Raw genomic sequence first — 17,750 nt, forward strand, 5'->3', positions numbered from 1 at the left:
TGCCCGACAGAAGTACGACAGGGGAAGGAACGATGATTGCTTCAGCAACGAAATGGGTTTTGGAGGAAGTGGGAATAGAGGAGGCCCAAAAAGTAGCGGGGGAGTTTAAGATTTCGCCCCTTTTGGCCCGCCTCCTTCTGATCAGAGGAATAAAGAGAGAGGAAGAGATTGAATCGTTTCTCCATCCGGAGAGGTTTACGCCTCCCTCTCCGGATCTTCTTCCGGATCTGATAAAGGGAAAGGAAAGAATCCGTAAAGCCGTTGAGAAGAGGGAAAAAATCTGGGTCTACGGCGATTATGATACGGATGGGGTGATGAGTGCCACCCTGCTTTATCATCTCTTAAAGAGATTGGGGGCCGATTTCTCCCTCTATATTCCGAACCGTTTTCAGGAAGGGTATGGTCTTCATAAAGAGGCGGTGAGGAAGGCAGGGAGGGAGGGAGTACGCCTTCTTATCACCGTCGATACGGGGGTTTCTGCGGTAGCGGAAGTAGAGGAAGCGAAGGCGTTAGGCATCGATGTGATCATCACCGATCACCATGAACCGCCGAGGTCATTGCCGGCTGCCTATGCAGTGATCAATCCGAAACGGCCCGATTCCCCCTATCCTCATCCTGCCTTGTGCGGTGCCGGGGTCGCCTTAAAATTGGCTCAGGCCTTGATCGGTGAAGTTCCCGAGGAGTGGTGGTCTTGGGCCGCGATCGGGACCATCGCCGATCTAGTCCCTTTATTGGGCGAGAATCGATATATTGCTTACCGAGGCTTAAAAGCTCTTTCCCATGCGGACCACCCGGGTCTTCTGGCTTTATTGGAAAAGGTCGGCCTTCAGGGGAAACGACTTGATGCCGGTCATGTCGCTTTTATCATCGCTCCCCGAATTAATGCAGCGGGACGGATGGAGGATGCCTCTCTTCCCTTAAAACTTTTTACCACGGCGGAGATGGAGGAGGCTTTCAAACTGGCGGAGAGGCTGGAGGAGCTGAATCAGAGGAGACAGGCGCTGGTAGAAGAGATCTACCAACAAGCGGAGGAAGAGGCTCTCCACCTAAAGGCGAAAGGATTTGATGAAGTCCTCCTTGTTTCCGGAGAGGCGTGGCACGAAGGGGTGATCGGGATTGTCGCCTCCCGTCTGGTGGAGAGATTTCATCGACCTGCTTTTGTCCTCGCCGTCGATCCCCAAACCAAGGTGGCGAAGGGCTCCGCCCGCTCCATTCCCGGATTTGACCTTTACAGAGGGCTTACGGAGGCGAAAGATCTTCTGCTCCGTTACGGAGGGCATACCATGGCCGCAGGCTTATCCATCCATCAAGACCGGATTGATGATCTCCGCCGCTTTCTTTGTGAACGGGCGAGAGAGCTCCTTACGGAGGAAGATTATCTTCCAAAAACGAGAATCGACCTGGAGGTTAAGCTGTCCGACCTCACCATTCCCTTCGCCGAGGAATTGGAACGGTTAGCTCCCTTTGGGGTCGGAAATCCGGAACCTTTGTTTCTCCTGCGGGGAGTGGAGATTGAGAGCATCCGTAGGGTGGGGAGAGAGGGAGACCATCTCAAATGGCGGCTTAAGCAGGACAATTTTTTCCTGGACGGAATCGCCTTTCGGCAAGGGGAAAAAGAGGCACTTATTTCCCCCTCTTCCCGGGTTCATTTCGTAGGGCAAATAGGGATTCAGGAGTGGAACGGGAGGAAGAAGCTGCAATTTTACATTCAGGATCTCGCGATTCCTGGAATCCAGGTCTTTGATCGGCGGGGAAGCTCCCGACGACTGGAAATTCTCCTCTCTATTCCCGATAAAAAACGGCAAGCCCTTCTTTATTTTCACAAGCGCCACCGTCCTTTCTTGGAAGAGAAAAAGGAAGAGTTTAAAGGCTTGCTCATTCCTGTGAACCGGAGAGGAGAACCCCTTTGTCAAGAAGTGATTCCCTTCGGGGAGATAAAGCAGGTGATTCTTTATGACCTGCCGGAAACGTTTGCTTCGTTGCGGAGTTTGCGACTTTTCCCCAACATGGAAGAACTATGGCTTTTAAGCGGGGAGGAGGAGAGGGAGGGTTATCCCCGCCGTCTACCTTCCCGGGAGGAGTTTATCCGGTTTTATTCAATCCTTCATCAGCGAAAAGGGATTGCATTGGACGGAGAAATATGGGATATTGGTATGCGGAACGGGTTTAGCCGGGAGATCCTTACCTTTATCCTGAAGGTCTTCCACGAGCTTCGTCTCGTTCGGGTGGAGGGAGGAACCCTACGTCTGGGAGAGACGCTGAAGAAGCGTTCTTTCGAGGAATCCCCTACTTACCGATGGTTAAAGGAATCCCTCGCCGTAGAGGAGGCGCTCCTCTTTTCCACGCCCCAGAATATTCTAGAATGGTTGATCCAGGGTGTAGGACATCCTGGATATGAGGAGGGTATCGGATGATCAATTTAAAGGATTATATTCGCATTATCCCGGATTTTCCCCAGCCCGGCATCGTATTTAAGGATATTACCACCCTGCTGAAAGATGGAATAGCTTACAAAGAAGCGATTGACGCCATGGTGGAGCATGCGGAAAAATTAAATATCGATCTTATCGCAGGACCGGAAGCCAGGGGATTCGTAATCGGAGCGCCCATCGCCTATGCCTTGGGGGTGGGTTTCGTCCCCATCCGAAAGTCGGGGAAACTTCCTGCCGAGACCGTTACCGTAGAGTATGAGAAGGAGTATGGAATCGATGTCCTGGCGATCCATCAGGATGCCATCAAGCCCGGACAGAAGGTTCTCGTCTGTGACGACCTTTTAGCCACCGGCGGGACGATTAAATCAACGGTTGAGTTGGTGAAAAAATTGGGCGGAGATGTGGTTGGCACCGCTTTCCTCATCGAACTGACCTATCTGGAAGGAAGGAAAAATCTCGGAGATCTGGATGTATTTTCTTTGGTTAAATATTAAAAAGGTGGCGATACGGTTGGAGGGATAGAAACTTTGTTTCTGTCCCTTTACTTTTTGTATGAGATTAAAGATAATAGATAAATAATAAAGATTTATGAGAAATAAGGGGTAAATTGACGAATGCCCATCGAAGAGCTTCTGGATAAAGCAAAAGAATATATGTCAGATGATGAATTGGATATGGTTCGTAAGGCTTACCTCTTCGCAGAAAAGGCCCATGAAGGACAGCTCAGGGCTTCGGGCGATCCTTATATCACCCATCCGCTGGCCGTTGCCGGGATTTTGGCCGACCTCCACATGGATCATGTGATCTTATCTGCTGCCCTCCTTCACGATGTGGTGGAGGATACTCATGCGACCCTGGATCAGGTGAGGCAGGAGTTCGGGGTAGAGGTGGCGGAGTTGGTAGACGGGGTCACGAAGTTGCGCAGGATTAAGTATAAGTCCCAGGAGGAACAGCAGGCGGAAAACCACCGGAAGATGCTCCTAGCCATGGCAAAGGATGTCCGAGTCATCTTAATCAAATTAGCCGACCGTCTTCATAACATGCGCACGCTAAAATACCGTTCCGAAGAGGACCAGCGGAGAATTGCCAATGAAACGTTGGAGATTTTCGCTCCGATTGCCCACCGACTTGGAATATCCACCATTAAGTGGGAGTTAGAGGATATCTCCCTTCGTTATATCAATCCCCAGCAATACTACCGGATTGTCCACCTCATGAAGAAAAAGCGGGCCGAACGGGAGAAATATATTGAGAAAGTGATGGAAGAGATCCGCGTGAAGCTTGAGGATCTGGGGATCAAGTGTGACATCTCTGGCCGGCCGAAACATATTTATTCCATCTACCGGAAGATGTTTCTGCAGCATAAAGAGTTTAACGAGATTTATGATCTCCTCGCGATCCGGATCATCGTGGAAAATGTACGGGATTGTTATGCGGTCCTAGGCGTGGTTCACACCCTATGGAAACCGATGCCCGGCCGTTTTAAGGATTATATCGCCATGCCCAAGGCAAATCTTTATCAATCTCTCCATACGACGGTGATCGGTCCGGAAGGGGAGCCCCTGGAGGTGCAGATTCGAACGCAGGAGATGCACCGGACGGCGGAGTACGGGATCGCCGCTCACTGGGCTTACAAGGAAGGGAAAAGGTTGAAGGGAAACGACAAATATGGGGAACAACGTCTCTCCTGGTTCCGGGAGCTTTTAGAGTACCAACAGGAATCCAGGGATGCCCAAGAGTTTGTCGAGTCGTTGAAAATGGATCTTTTCTCCGACTTGGTTTTTGTCTTTACGCCCAAGGGGGACGTCATCGAGCTTCCTGCAGGATCGGTTCCCCTCGATTTCGCCTACCGGATTCATACGGAGATTGGAAATCGCTGCGTAGGGGCGAAAGTGAACGGGAAGATCGTTCCCCTGGATCACCCGTTAAAGACAGGCGATATCGTAGAGATTCTCACCTCGAAACACAGCTACGGCCCCAGTCAGGATTGGCTGAAAATCGCCAAAAGTTCCCATGCGAAGAATAAAATCCGGGCCTGGTTTAAGAAGGAACGCCGGGAGGAGATGATTGAGCGGGGACGGATGGCGGTTGAGCAAGAAGTGAAGAAGCACAACCTAAATCCAAAAGAGTTGTTGCAAGAAGAATACTTGAAGGAAGCGGCACATCGGTTCAATTTCCAAGAAGAAGAGGATATGTATTCCGCGGTAGGTTACGGAGGCGTTACGGCAGCCCAGGTGGTCACCCGCATGTTGGAATTATATAAGAAAGATCATCCTGATCTTTCGAGAGGAGAGATTCCCCCTGAGGGAAAGGGGGGCCTTCCGGGGAGGAAGGTTAGCCATTCGTTGGGAGTGACGGTGGCAGGAGCGAGTAATCTCCTGGTTCGTTTCAGCCGCTGCTGCAACCCCGTTCCGGGAGATGAGATTGTAGGTTATATCACCCGGGGGAGGGGGGTTTCGGTCCATCGGAGAAATTGCCCGAACATCCTGACGGAGGAGCCGGAGCGTCTCATTGATGTGGAATGGGAGGCCGGAGCGGATCAATATTACAATGTGGATATTGAAGTAACGGGATTGGATCGGAACGGTCTCCTTAATGATGTACTGCAGGCGGTGAATGAGACGAAAACGAATATTACCCAAGTAACCGGAAGGGCGGATAAGAATCGGATGGCGATGATTCATATGAGCCTTTCGATTAAACACCTGGATCATTTACAACGGGTGGTGGACAAGGTGAAACAGGTGAAGGATGTTTATGCGGTCCGCCGTTTGTTGCAATCATAACTTATTTGAGAATGAAGCAGGGCGGTGAGTTTTCGTGCGTGTGGTCGTTCAACGGGTAAAGTGGGCGGAGGTTCGGGTAGAGGGGAAACGTGTGGGGAGGATTGGCCCGGGGCTTCTCCTGTTGGTCGGGTTTACCCATGGAGATGGGGAGGAAAAGATCCGATGGATGGCCGAGAAGGTGGTTCACTTACGCATTTTCTCCGATGACGAGGGGAGGATGAATCGATCCCTCCTGGAGGTGGGAGGAGCGATTCTTTCCGTCTCCCAGTTTACCTTATATGGGGATGCCCGCAAGGGGCGGCGGCCCAGCTTCGTCGAAGCAGCCCGGCCGGAGATGGCCTCTTTCTTTTTTGATCGGTTTAATGAGTGGATGAGAGGATTCGGAATCGAGGTTGAGACCGGCGTATTTGGCGCCGACATGGAGGTGGAGCTTTTAAACGACGGCCCGGTCACCCTTCTCCTGGACAACGACGAATGATGCGCATCAAAACCTCTCCTTCCTGGCCCGGGGGAGCCTAAATGCGGTCCAATCTCGGGGGAGTTACTTGAAGTAGGCGATGATTCCGTTTTTTATGCCCTCCGCTTCTTTTTCCATGACATCGGGAGACTTTAAGAGGCGTTCGTCGCCGGGATTGCTTAAGAAGCCTAGTTCAATCAATACCCCCTTGACGGGATTTTCCCGCAGGACGTAGTAATCCCCGAAACGGTCCCCCAGATCTTTCAACCCATTCAGTTTTACCAATTCGCTTTGGATTTTTTTGGCCAATTGTCGCTCTTCTCCCTCTTGGTTATAGAAGGTGATGGTTCCGTTCATCTTAGGACTATCATAGGTGTTGTGATGTATGCTGATAAAGAGGTCGGCCTGTGCCATGGTGGCAATGGAAACCCTTTTTTCGAGGGAGATGAAGAGATCGCTGCGGCGGGTGAGAATCACTTGGGCACCCGCCTCTTTTAATTTCTTTTCCAGCAGGAGCGCCACTTCCAGATTTAAGTCCTTCTCCAGGACTCCCGTATTCACTCCGCTCGTTCCACTGTCCTTTCCTCCATGTCCCGGATCGATGACGATCACTTTATCGCTTAAAGAGTCGGAGGTAACCCGGTCAACCACTCCATAGAATGCGACAACCCAGCTGGCCACGTAGGCGGTCTCGCCTTGGTTTAATTGGATTTGGTACCAATCTCCCGTTTGGCCAATCACCGGATAGGTCTCTCCTTTTGCTCCCTTTGCGACTACTTTTCCTTTGAGGGAGGGGGTATCCCGCAGGTTGGTGCCATCCGTTACGATGGTGACTCTCTTCTCAGCAGAAATTGAAGTCCCCTCTTTCACCAGCCAGCCGGCCACCCAACCGATCTCTCCATCCGCCAGTTGAATTTTTACCCAATCTTGCCGTCGTTCCAGGAGTGTGGCACGCGTTCCCTGAAGAAGTTTCCCCAGGATCTCTCCTTTCAAGGAGGGCTCTTTCCGAAAGTTGACGATTTCGCTGTTAATCTCCACATATTTGCTCTCCTTCCCGGTTGCGGGGGCGGTGGAGGCTGCCTGGGTGGTTTTTTTCAAAGGAGGCTCTTGATCGATGGCCCTTACCTCGATGAGCCATGCGGGAACCCAACCTTTATTTCCCTGATCCAGTTCGATCTGCACCCAACCTCCTTTCCGGTCTAATAGGGTATAGGTCTCCCCCTTCCGCACCTGGGCGATGACGGGGGAGTTGAAATCGGCCTGCTCTCTAACGTTAAGAATCGAAACTTTTATGTAAACCGATTGGGCGGAGGTTTGAACGGAAGGGAGATAGTAGAAGAGAATCAAGAGGAGTAGAAGTAGAACGGGAACCAGAAATTTGTAAGGGAGCTTATTATTCATCGTACACCTCATTTTGTAATCATTTACGGGCGTTTAACAAAGTTGTTGAATGGATGTGAAAAGGGTAAAATGGCTTAAGAATCTGTGAAAGGTGTTGATCATGTTACGAGTTTCCATCGATCCGATTCATGAAACCTATCATTACGACATTCAGCACATTATAAAGCTGTTCGCGGAAAAGGCGGAGATCCATTTCTACGACGAGGCAGATTCTCTTGGATCGTACGATTCCCATGAAGCTCTGCCACCGGATCATTCGGCTCTTTCCCGCAGAGATGGGAAAACAGACCGTCCGGAGGGTAGAGAATCGACTCCACCCGGGATGGAATGGAAACTCTCATTCTCATTTCGGCGGGAGGAAAAAGAGGTTCATGTTGTGGCTCGCCTAACCGATCCAATGGGAAAGGAAGCCAGAGGAGAGGCGATCCGTCCCCTCCAGGATGAAAAAAGAGCGGTAGGTTTCGCCCTCCTACGGGCGCTTACCTCTTATACCGGCATCGTCCAACCTTGGGGAATCCTTGTGGGAGTTCGTCCGTTAAAATTGTACCACAAGATGTTGGAAAAGGGGATGAAAAAAAAGGATATTCATGAAAAATTAATCTCCGAATATGGACTTCTTCCGGAAAAGGTAAGGGAAATGGAACGGATTGCGGACAGACAGCTTCAAGTTCTCCCTGATCTTTACCATTTGTCGGGTGAGGTAAGTCTTTATATTGGGATCCCCTTTTGTCCGACCAAATGCGCCTACTGTACGTTTCCCGCCTATGCCCTCCAGGGGAAGCAGGGATCCGTAGATGCCTTCCTTGCGGCTCTTTTAGAGGAGATCAAGGTGATGGGGACATGGCTTACGGAGAGGAAGATTCCCGTCACCACCCTTTATGTGGGCGGGGGGACACCTACCAGCCTCTCGGCGGACGAGCTTGATCTTTTGTTATCCACCTTGGCAGAAGTTCTTCCTTGTAGGGAAAAGCTGAAAGAATTGACGGTTGAAGCGGGGCGTCCGGATACCATCACCCCGGAGAAAATTGAGGTGATGAAGAGGTGGAGGGTGGACCGCATAAGCATTAACCCCCAAACCTTTACCCAGGCTACCCTGAAAGCGATCGGCCGGCATCATACGGTGGAAGAGACGCTATCGGCCTACCGGTTGGCTCGATCGATGGGAATGGGGAATATCAATATGGATCTCATCATCGGATTGCCCGGGGAAGGGATGGCGGAGTACCAAAAGTCGCTCCTCCATATCGAGGAGCTTATGCCCGATTCCCTGACCGTTCATACTCTCTCTTTCAAGTCGGCATCCACCATGACGCAAAAAAGGGAAAAGTACTCGGTTGCTTCCGCTGAGGAGGTAAGCCGCATGATCCGGTATACCGAGGAGTGGACCGAGAGGCACGGATATCATCCCTATTATCTCTACCGGCAGAAAAATATCTTGGGAAATCAGGAAAACGTGGGGTATGCCCTTCCCGGGAAGGAGAGCCTTTACAACATCCTGATTATGGAGGAGCGGCAGACGATCATCGGCTTAGGCTGCGGGGCATCCAGCAAGATCATCTCCCCAACGTCCGGGAGAATCTTTCGCTTTGCGAATCCGAAGGAACCGAAGGTTTACGTAGAACATTACCGCGATTATCTGGAGAAGAAGATCGCCTTATTGGAAGAGATCTATTCCCAGGATGAAAAAGAATCCTTGACTTTTCCGAAAAAATGATTATGATATGGACTATAGCCTACATCATGTTACCATCTATGAAGGGAAGAGTAGCAAGGGAGAGCCTTGAAGAGAGAGGATGCCGCGGCTGAAAGCATCCTTAAGGAATCCCCTGGCCAAAGACATCCCTGAGATTCCCGGTTGAAAGGTGAGTAGGCCGGGACGCCGGCAGGCGTTATTGCTTCATGAGGAGGGAGCGTTTGCTCCAATTCGGGTGGCACCGCGGGAGTAGGAACCAATCTCTCGTCCCTGACGCATACGTCAGTGGCGGGAGATTTTTTATTTTACTAACGCATCAAACTGGATGGATGGATCAAATGTTGGGAGAAAGAAGGAGGAAGGTTCGCATGACGTTTCAAGCTCCAAGGGGGACGGAGGATCTCCTGCCGGAGGAGACTGCCGTTTGGAGAAAGGTGGAAGGGCTTTTTCATTCCATCTGTGCCCGTTTTCATTACGGGGAGATACGCACCCCCCTCTTTGAACAGACGGAGCTTTTCGTCCGGGGGGTAGGGGAGAGCACCGACATTGTGAACAAGGAAATGTATACCTTTGAAGACAGGGGTGGGAGGAGTCTCACCTTGCGTCCCGAGGGGACAGCTCCTGTGGTGCGCGCCTTTGTGGAGCATAAGCTTTTCGGTGAAGGGGGCGGGCCGATAAAGCTGTACTACATGGGGCCCATGTTCCGGTATGAACGTCCACAGGCGGGAAGGCAACGCCAATTTCATCAGTTGGGAGTGGAAGTATTAGGCTCTCACGATCCGGCCGTGGATGCGGAGATTATCTCCCTGGCATGGACATTCTTTCAGGAGTTGGGACTGAAGGGGATTCAGTTGCAAATCAACAGCGTCGGCTGCCCAACGTGCCGGCCTATGTATCGTGAATCCTTGATCCGCTATTTTACCCCCTATGAGGAAGAACTTTGCGAGGATTGCCGGAAGCGGCTGACGAAGAATCCCATGCGCATCTTGGACTGTAAGGTGGACGGTGAGAAGGATTTTGTGAAAGAGGCCCCCATCATCCTGGATCATCTCTGTGATGATTGTACCCATCATTTCGAACGTATAAAGGGGATGTTGGATGATCTTCAGATTCCCTTTGTCATCAATCCCCGCTTGGTCAGGGGACTTGATTATTATACCCGCACCGCTTTTGAGTTTATGGAGGGATCGATTGGCGCCCAGAGCGCCGTGGGCGGAGGAGGAAGGTACAACGGTTTGGTCTCGGAAATCGGTGGTCCGGATGTGCCGGGTATCGGTTTTGGACTGGGAATGGAGCGCCTTGTGTTAGCCCTCCGCAATCAGGGGATTCCATTAGAGGGGGATGACGGGCTTGATTTTTATCTCATCGCAGTGGGTGAGCGTGCGAGACGGGAGCGGATTAAGCTCATGCAAACCTTGCGCCGTGCGGGATTTAAGGTAGAGACCGATTATGCCGAACGGAAGATGAAGGGGCAGTTAAAGGCGGCTGACCGATTAAACGCCCGATGCGCCCTCATCCTGGGGGAAGAGGAGTTGGCAGAGGGGAAGATTCTCTTGAAGGATTTGAAGACGGGTGAACAGGAGAAGGTGCCTCTCCTTGAAGTGGTGGAAGCATGCAGGAAATCCCTGGGAATCTCTCGGGGATTAGGGTATTTCGACCCTCCCGTTTCGGAAGAATAAAGTGGATTCTTATTGTGGAATCCGTTTCGTCCCTTTTTTGTGAAAGAAAGAATGGAAAGAAAGATAGGAGGAGTAGAGATGGCGGAGTGGATCCGTACGCATCCATGTGGAACATTACGTAAAGAAGAGGCTGGCCAGGAGGTCACCTTGATCGGCTGGGTGAATAAACGGCGAGACCTGGGTGGGGTGATCTTTATCGATCTGAGGGATCGGAGCGGGATTGTTCAGGTTGTGACCGATCCGAAGACGGAGCAAGCCTTCAGGGAGGCGGACCGCTGTCGGAATGAGTATGTGGTGGCGGTTCGGGGGATTGTCCTGGAACGGGCAAAGGAGAATATAAACCCGAATCTTCCAACCGGGGAGATTGAGGTTGTTACCCGAGAGATGGAAATTATAAACGCAGCGAAAACCCCCCCGTTTAGTATCGCGGAAAATCAGGAAGTGGATGAAAAGGTTCGACTGAAATACCGTTATCTCGATCTGCGGCGTCCAGCCATGCAGGAGACATTCATTCTCCGTCATAAGCTGACGAAGATCTTCCGGGATTACCTCAGCGATCACGGATTTATAGAGGTGGAGACCCCCATCCTTACCAAGAGCACGCCGGAAGGTGCCAGGGACTACCTCGTTCCCAGCCGGGTCCATCCTGGAGAATTTTACGCCTTACCCCAATCGCCCCAGCTCTTTAAGCAGCTCTTGATGGTCGCGGGGTTTGAACGGTATTATCAGGTGGCCCGCTGTTTCCGGGATGAGGATCTGCGGGCGGATCGACAGCCGGAGTTTACCCAGGTAGATATTGAGATGTCCTTTCTCTCCTTGGCAGAATTCCAGGAGATGATGGAGGAGATGATCGCACGGGTGGTAAAAGAGGTGAAGGGGATCGAGGTGCCCCGCCCCTTCCTTCGTTTAACGTACCGGGAAGCGATGGACCGTTTTGGGTCGGACAAGCCGGATCTTCGTTTTGATATGGAAATTGTAGATCTCTCCGACCTGGTGGGGGACAGTTCCTTCGCCGTCTTCCGCAATGCGATATCGAACGGTGGGGTGGTTCGTGCATTAAATGTAAAGGGGGCGGCGGAGAAATATAGCCGCAAGGATATCGGCCTTTTGGAGGAGTTTGTTAAGGGGTACGGAGCGAAGGGGCTCGCCTGGCTTAAGGTGGAGGAGAATGGAATGAACGGGCCGATCGCCAAATTTTTCTCCGAAGAGGAGAGGGAGGCGTTACGCTTGCGCCTGGCCGGAGAACCGGGAGACCTTTTCCTGTTTGGAGCAGACGAGTGGAAGGTGGTCTCCGAATCTCTTGGGGCTCTTCGTCTTCGCTTGGGGAGGGAATTACATCTGATCCGGGAAGAGGAAATCCGCCTTCTCTGGGTTACCGATTTCCCGTTGGTCGAGTATGATGAAGAGGAGAAGCGGTACGTTGCCCTTCATCATCCCTTTACCCGGCCCCGGGATGAGGATATTCCCTATTTTGAGAGCGATCCCCTCAAGATCAGGGCCATGGCTTATGACATGGTGATGAACGGGTATGAGATCGGCGGCGGGAGCATGCGCATCTATAAGCGGGAGATTCAGGAAAAAATGTTCAAACTCCTAGGATTTACCAAGGAGGAAGCGGTCGCCAAGTTTGGTTTTCTCCTTGAAGCGTTTGAATATGGGACGCCTCCCCATGGGGGCATCGCCTTTGGTTTGGACCGGATCGTGGCGATTCTGGCAGGAAAGACGAACCTCAGGGAAGTGATCGCCTTCCCGAAGACAGCCAGTGCGACCGATCTGATGATGGATGCACCCGGTGAGGTAGAAGAAAAACAGTTGGTTGAATTGGGAATCGGGATAAAGGGAAAAGACGGAAGATAAGCCCGAATGGAATTATTTGTTAGTCGAATCTCCTTGAGAAACGAAGGGGTTTGTGATAAGATAGGAGCAGAAAGAAGTCCTGATGTGTGCGTGTGGCCCGGATGTTTTGTAACCTAACACCTTTTCTATGGGAGCTTTATATTTCCTGCTGTCGATGCTAAGCCTCCTGCGAGTGGTAAGCCATCCGGCAGGCTGCGAGCACCCACCTGCCGAGCGCAGGTTCAAAACAAAGGTTCACGGCATGTTGGGGCTTCTGTGTGAGGAGAATAAGAATGGATGATGAAGGGTGCAGTCTTCATGGGCTGCATTTGTTTTTTTTCATTGAAATTTGTGCCGATGAAAGTTAAGATGAAAATGGTGAATCTCAAGGCTTAAGAGGGAAGAGAATGGAAACCATTTTTCTATTGACAGCGTTGCTCATCGTAAACATCATCTTGATCCTCCTGCTTCTTTTTACCTTCCGCAACATCCATAAGCGCATGGAGGAGTGGGAGGGACTTATTTTAGAACAGCATGAAAAGCTTACGAGATGGATTGAACGTCTCATGGAGGAAAAGGAAAAGAAAGAGCTCCTTGTACAGGAAAAGGCAGAGGAGAGAGCGCAGAAGCGATATCATTATGTGAAAAAGGGGCTTAACGACATCCTTGACGCCCTGGATAAACTCCATCAGAAGGGAAGTTTCATTTTGGAGGCGAAAGGGCGGGAAGTGAAACCAGTTCACACAGAGTCTGCACCAAACGAGGAGAGGCGGGATCCCTCTTTTGCCGTTCAGGAAATTCGAAGGGAAGAGTGGGAGGAAAAGGGGGAAGCGAAGGTTCCTGAGATCTTATCTCTTTATCATCAGGGAGAATCTCCCTTCGCCATTGCGAAGAAATTACAAATTCCCATTCCCCAAGTGGAGTTGGTCCTCCAAATTTTTACGAATCCGCAAAAGGAAATGAATGGATGATCCCGTTCAATACATGATGGGTTTAAGAATGGAGCAACTGAACGATGCTTAACGCTTTTTCCAGGACTGAATTAGCCATCGGGCGAGAGGGATTGAAGAAACTGAAAGGAAGCAGTGTGGCCGTATTGGGAATGGGAGGAGTAGGTTCTTATACGGCCGAAGCATTGGCCAGAGCCGGCATAGGGAAATTGATATTGGTGGATAAGGACGTGGTGGATGTTACCAATATTAACCGTCAGATTCATGCCCTTCACTCGACCATTGGTCGGAGCAAGGTAGAGCTGATGGCGAAACGGATCGGTGAGATCAATCCTGAATGTCATGTGGTTCCATTGCAAATGTTTTACAATGAGGGGACGTACGAAGAGGTTTTTAGAGAACCGTTAGATTATCTGGTGGATGCCATGGATACCGTCTCGTACAAAATCCATGTGGTGGTGGAGTGTAAAAAGAGGGGCATACCGATTGTTTCCAGTATGGGAGCGGCCAATAAGTTAAATCCTGCCGCTTTTCGCGTTGCCGATCTCTTTAAGACCTCTTATGACCCGATCGCCAAGGTGATGCGGAAACGATTGAAGGGATTGGGAATCACCCAGGATGTAAAGGTGGTCTATTCCACAGAAAAGCCCCTCGTTCAGAGAGAGGAGATTTTAGGGGAGATCGTCCAAGATCCGAATAGTCCCATTTCAAAAGTGAGAAGACCCCCCGCCAGCATCTCCTTTGTTCCCCCTGTGGCGGGGCTGATCCTGGCAGGAGTGGTGGTAAACGATCTTTTGGGAAGGCCTCTTGAGGGGTGATTCCTTAGCCGAAGGAAGTCGTTATCAATCTGAGGATAATAATTTTTGGATCAATGGGAGAAATTCTTGCAAGGATTGATCCGCTTTTCTTTTTTGTTCTTCCGCTTCTTTTTGGTTTCCTCTTTTTTTGGCAAGGACCATCTCCGTTAACGCCTGATGATATTGGGAGTGGGAACGGCGCAATGAGGAGAAATCGGAATCGGAAAAGGTGGTAGGCCTTCCGATTTTTGCGAGGGTTTGATCAAATGGGCAATCTTTCTCTTCGGTTCGGAGATCTTCTGGTGAGGCTATTCCCATCAACTCATTCTCTCCTACCCAATTTAACCAGAGATGATCGGTGATGAAGCTTCTGATTTGGTGTTTTTTCTTGAAGTGAGTCATGCGGGAGAGGGTAAATGTTCGCCTCCGATTTACTTGATGGCTAACGTTAAGTAGATCTTCCGCGCTCTTCTTCGTCGCCTCTTCGCCTTGATGGATGTAAGATAAGATTTTTTCGGAACGGTTGCTTATATCCTGGGTGGCCGACGCCTGTTCTTCGGTGGAGGCGGCAATTTGGTTGATCGATCGGTTTAGGGCGTTGATCTCTTCTTCAATCTTCCGAAGTGCCAGTAAGGAGGAACCGGCTTCCTGGGATCGCAAAGCGATCCGTTCGGAAATTTTTTGACTGGTCAATTGAACCTGTTCCGATTTCTTCTCTAATTCCTGAAGGGTTTTGGTGATGGAGCCGGCTGATTCTTTGGTTTGATCCGCCAGTTTTTTAACTTCCTGGGCCACCACGGAAAACCCTTTTCCCATCTCTCCGGCCCGCGCCGCTTCGATGGAAGCATTCAGGGCCAGGAGATGGGTCTGTCCGGCGATGTTTTGGATTAACGTGGTGATCTCGTAAACCTGTCCCAAGACCGAGAATAGGTCCCGGATGGAAGATTCGTTTGTCTTAAACTCTTCCTCGAGGTTTTTAAATTGTTTCAAGGAGTTTGCGATGTGCTGTTGGTTTTCCCTGGCGAAAGCCGTAAGGGATTGGAATTTTTCCGCCGTTTGGTTGGTAATTTCGGCGATGCCGTCGATGGAGGCCGTCAGTTCTTCAATGGATGACGTGACGTTTTCCATCTCCGACGTTATTCTGGAGATCTGGGCGATGATCTTTTGAAAGTGGTTGATTTGGGCGAGGGTTTCGGTCGTGTCGCTTAAGTGGTCGACCTGCTCAAATTCATATTCCTCATGATAGGCTTCAAGGACGATGGCCGCATGGAAGGAGAGGATTTTTATGAGACTATAAATCTTCTCCCCTTGAAGCTTTGCACGGAGTCGATTTCCTCCAATCAATAGGGGGATCATCTTCGCATAGATGCGTAGGTAGGAGCCGATAAACCAATCGGCGCTTAAGTTGATGCGGTGGTGAATCCTGCCGATTCTGCGCAAGTACTCGATGTATTCCTCATCCGCCCTTCCTTCCGGAATGGAGTTCAGGTATTGGATAAAGGTCTTTTTTAACCGTTCTAATGTGCTGTTCTCATCGATGATGGCTTTAAGGGAGGAAAATCTCCCGATCATCTCGTAATGGTTGTCGGTAATTTCCTGGGCGGATTCTCTAAAATAATCGGCCATGCCCCTTATGTTTTCCAGATCTTCTTCGGAAATGGAGAAGAATGCGAGCAATTCTTTTGTCCTCTCTTTTTCGGATTTCAATTGAATCCCCTCCGCATTTTTTGCAGATATTTGTCGTCGTCAAAAGGACTAGGAAAAAATAACTAAGAAGATTATACCTGAAAAAAGTAGAAATCGTACTAAAAATGATGAATGATGTAAAAAATACTAAGACAAGTGTGTCGAAATAGAAAATTGAATGAAACTGCACCGCTAAAAATCTTCCCTTTACAAAACGGACGTTTCGGTCTATATTGTAGAAGAATATAGGTATTGTATAAAAAATGCGTGGAAAAGGGGCCGGATCGTGATCTACTTGGATCATGCAGCTACCACACCCCTCCATCCCCAGGTGATGGAGGCGATGAAACCTTTTCTTACCCACCGGTTCGGTAATCCCTCCAGCCTTCATGCCTGGGGCAGAGAGGCGCGGGCTGGGGTGGAAAGAGCCAGGGAGCAGGTTGCCTCTTCCTTGCATGTAAAGCCGGAAGAGGTTCTTTTTACAAGTGGCGGAACGGAGAGCGATAATCTGGCGATAAAGGGGATTGCCTTAGCCCGGCAGGAGAAGGGCAGGCATATCATCACCTCCTCCATAGAGCATCATGCGGTTCTCCATGCCTGTGAAGCGCTGGAGAGGTGGGGATATGAAGTTACGTATCTTCCGGTAGACGAGAGAGGGAGGGTCTCTCCTGAGGATCTCCTCCGGGCCATTCGGAAGGATACGATCCTCGTGTCCATCCATTTCGGCAACAACGAGGTAGGGACGATCCAACGGGTAGAGAGTTTTGGGGCTATTTGCAGAGAAAGGGGGATTCCCTTTCATACCGATGCCGTGCAAGTGCTTGATCATGCTCCGATAGATCTCACCCGCCTTCCCATTGACTTGGCCAGCTTTTCTGCTCATAAAATCAATGGGCCTAAAGGAGTTGGGGCCCTTTATGTAGCCCATGGAATTTCTCTTTTTCCTCTGCTCCACGGAGGGGTTCAGGAGAGCAAAATGAGGGCGGGAACGGAGAATGTTCCAGGCATCGTCGGCTTTGGAGAAGCCATCTCCATCTCGACAGCCGAGACGCTCCAGAGAAGAGAGCGGAATCTTCTCTATCGAAGGAAGCTTTTAACAGCCCTCCGGGAATCCGGGGTTTCTTATATAGTTAATGGGGATGAAGAGAATTTTTTGTCCCATATTTTAAATCTCTCCTTCCCCGGGGTAAACAGGGATAGCCTCCTCATCCAATTAGATCTGAACGGGATCGCCGCTTCGGCCGGTTCCGCCTGTACCGCAGGTTCTCTAGAACCGTCCCATGTATTAAACGCAATGGGTGTAGGAGAGGAGAGGTTAAACTCCGCCATTCGATTCAGCTTCGGGTGGGGTTTACGTCCGGAAGAGGTGGAAGAGGCGGGATTAAAAATCGGGGAGATCGTAAAGCGGCTTCAACGGTAAGATTCCTTTGCGGGATGATGGCGATGAGGAATGAAATTCCTCTATTTGTTTCTAGGCAGGAAGCCATACTATAGGGTAGAAAGGAGGGATCCTTTCTGCGCAAGGCTCAATTTGTCATTGGATTGCCAGTCATCGCGACAAAGAGTGGGAAGCGGATGGGCACCGTGAAAGATCTCCTGTTCGATGAGAAAAAAAGGCTGATGGGAGCTCTTCTTACGCCCAAGGGTTTGATCAGAAAAGCTCATTATATTCCGATGGAGAAGATCTTGTCCGTAGGTGAAGATGCCCTTACAGTGGAGGACGAGGAGGCCATTTCCGAACTGGATTCCACCTCCCATCTCTTCTCCGTATTCAATGGGGAGAAACATCTAAAGGGAAAGCCCGTCCTCACTCTGAACGGCCACGAATTGGGGCAGGTGGAGGATGTTTATTTTTTGGAGGAAGAGGGTACCCTAATAGGGATGGAACTGTCGGACGGTTTTTTAAGCGATGTGACGGATGGGCGGAAGTTCCTTCCTTTGTCTGAGAAGACAAAAATGGGGGCGGATGCGATCCTGGTGCCCCAGGAGTTGGAGGAGCGAATCAAGGAGTAATATTTAGGAAGGAAATGGGA

At 50.4% G+C, this 17,750-nt stretch carries 13 protein-coding genes, 1 other RNA gene and 1 other annotated feature; of the genes, 12 read left to right on the forward strand and 2 right to left on the reverse strand.

Annotated elements, in window-relative coordinates; genetic code table 11:
- The first annotated feature begins 32 nt into the window (after nucleotides 1-32).
- The 4 genes from recJ (at nucleotide 33) to dtd (ending at nucleotide 5,696) form a co-directional block, all read left to right on the forward strand.
- Nucleotides 33-2,414, forward strand: a complete 2,382-nt coding sequence (gene recJ, locus THEAE_RS20430; RefSeq protein WP_039944356.1) for a single-stranded-DNA-specific exonuclease RecJ — start codon at nucleotides 33-35, stop codon at nucleotides 2,412-2,414.
- Nucleotides 2,414-2,926, forward strand: a complete 513-nt coding sequence (locus THEAE_RS0108065) for an adenine phosphoribosyltransferase (protein ID WP_028987118.1) — start codon at nucleotides 2,414-2,416, stop codon at nucleotides 2,924-2,926. Before recJ ends, THEAE_RS0108065 begins: the two co-directional genes overlap by 1 nt.
- A 120-nt stretch (nucleotides 2,927-3,046) precedes the next feature.
- Nucleotides 3,047-5,218: a RelA/SpoT family protein gene (locus tag THEAE_RS0108070; RefSeq protein WP_005582962.1), complete on the forward strand. Its 2,172-nt coding sequence runs from the start codon at nucleotides 3,047-3,049 to the stop codon at nucleotides 5,216-5,218.
- A gap of 34 nt (nucleotides 5,219-5,252) precedes the next feature.
- Entirely contained in the window at nucleotides 5,253-5,696 is a 444-nt protein-coding gene (gene dtd / locus THEAE_RS0108075; RefSeq protein WP_005582963.1) for a D-aminoacyl-tRNA deacylase, read from the forward strand.
- Between the two features lie 63 nt (nucleotides 5,697-5,759).
- On the opposite strand, the gene THEAE_RS20435 is transcribed toward dtd, so the two are convergent.
- Complete coding sequence (locus THEAE_RS20435) at nucleotides 5,760-7,076, reverse strand: N-acetylmuramoyl-L-alanine amidase family protein (protein WP_005582964.1); 1,317 nt, start codon at nucleotides 7,074-7,076, stop codon at nucleotides 5,760-5,762.
- A 100-nt stretch (nucleotides 7,077-7,176) separates the two neighbouring features.
- Here THEAE_RS20435 and hemZ point away from each other — a divergent pair, with 100 nt between their 5' ends.
- The 6 genes from hemZ to THEAE_RS0108110 all read left to right on the forward strand — a co-directional run bounded on the left by hemZ (nucleotide 7,177) and on the right by THEAE_RS0108110 (nucleotide 14,052).
- The gene (gene hemZ, locus THEAE_RS0108085; protein WP_028987119.1) at nucleotides 7,177-8,790 is read left to right on the forward strand and encodes a coproporphyrinogen dehydrogenase HemZ; all 1,614 of its coding nucleotides are present in this window, start codon (nucleotides 7,177-7,179) and stop codon (nucleotides 8,788-8,790) included.
- A 29-nt stretch (nucleotides 8,791-8,819) separates the two neighbouring features.
- Nucleotides 8,820-9,044: a binding site (T-box leader), on the forward strand.
- Between the two features lie 93 nt (nucleotides 9,045-9,137).
- Entirely contained in the window at nucleotides 9,138-10,448 is a 1,311-nt protein-coding gene (hisS, locus tag THEAE_RS0108090) for a histidine--tRNA ligase (RefSeq protein WP_028987120.1), read from the forward strand.
- 78 nt (nucleotides 10,449-10,526) lie between these two features.
- On the forward strand, nucleotides 10,527-12,305 hold the full coding sequence (gene aspS, locus THEAE_RS0108095; protein ID WP_005582970.1) for an aspartate--tRNA ligase: 1,779 nt from the start codon (nucleotides 10,527-10,529) through the stop codon (nucleotides 12,303-12,305).
- A 73-nt stretch (nucleotides 12,306-12,378) separates the two neighbouring features.
- A non-coding RNA gene (gene ssrS, locus THEAE_RS22540) (6S RNA) lies at nucleotides 12,379-12,560 on the forward strand.
- A 131-nt stretch (nucleotides 12,561-12,691) separates the two neighbouring features.
- Nucleotides 12,692-13,255, forward strand: coding sequence for a DUF6115 domain-containing protein (locus THEAE_RS0108105; RefSeq protein ID WP_005582971.1), 564 nt, complete (start codon nucleotides 12,692-12,694; stop codon nucleotides 13,253-13,255).
- Nucleotides 13,256-13,299: 44 nt separating this feature from the next.
- Nucleotides 13,300-14,052: a tRNA threonylcarbamoyladenosine dehydratase gene (locus tag THEAE_RS0108110; RefSeq protein WP_028987122.1), complete on the forward strand. Its 753-nt coding sequence runs from the start codon at nucleotides 13,300-13,302 to the stop codon at nucleotides 14,050-14,052.
- A gap of 24 nt (nucleotides 14,053-14,076) precedes the next feature.
- Here the strand turns inward: THEAE_RS0108110 and THEAE_RS0108115 are convergent, their stop codons facing one another.
- On the reverse strand, nucleotides 14,077-15,738 hold the full coding sequence (locus THEAE_RS0108115) for a globin-coupled sensor protein (protein ID WP_028987123.1): 1,662 nt from the start codon (nucleotides 15,736-15,738) through the stop codon (nucleotides 14,077-14,079).
- Nucleotides 15,739-16,003: 265 nt separating this feature from the next.
- On the opposite strand from THEAE_RS0108115, the gene THEAE_RS0108120 reads away from it, so the two are divergent.
- The gene (locus THEAE_RS0108120; protein WP_028987124.1) at nucleotides 16,004-17,137 is read left to right on the forward strand and encodes a cysteine desulfurase family protein; all 1,134 of its coding nucleotides are present in this window, start codon (nucleotides 16,004-16,006) and stop codon (nucleotides 17,135-17,137) included.
- Nucleotides 17,138-17,259: 122 nt separating this feature from the next.
- Complete coding sequence (locus tag THEAE_RS0108125) at nucleotides 17,260-17,730, forward strand: PRC-barrel domain-containing protein (protein WP_169729975.1); 471 nt, start codon at nucleotides 17,260-17,262, stop codon at nucleotides 17,728-17,730.
- The last annotated feature ends 20 nt before the right edge of the window (nucleotides 17,731-17,750 follow it).

Origin of the sequence: Thermicanus aegyptius DSM 12793, assembly GCF_000510645.1 — a bacterium.
GTDB lineage: Bacteria > Bacillota > Bacilli > Thermicanales > Thermicanaceae > Thermicanus > Thermicanus aegyptius.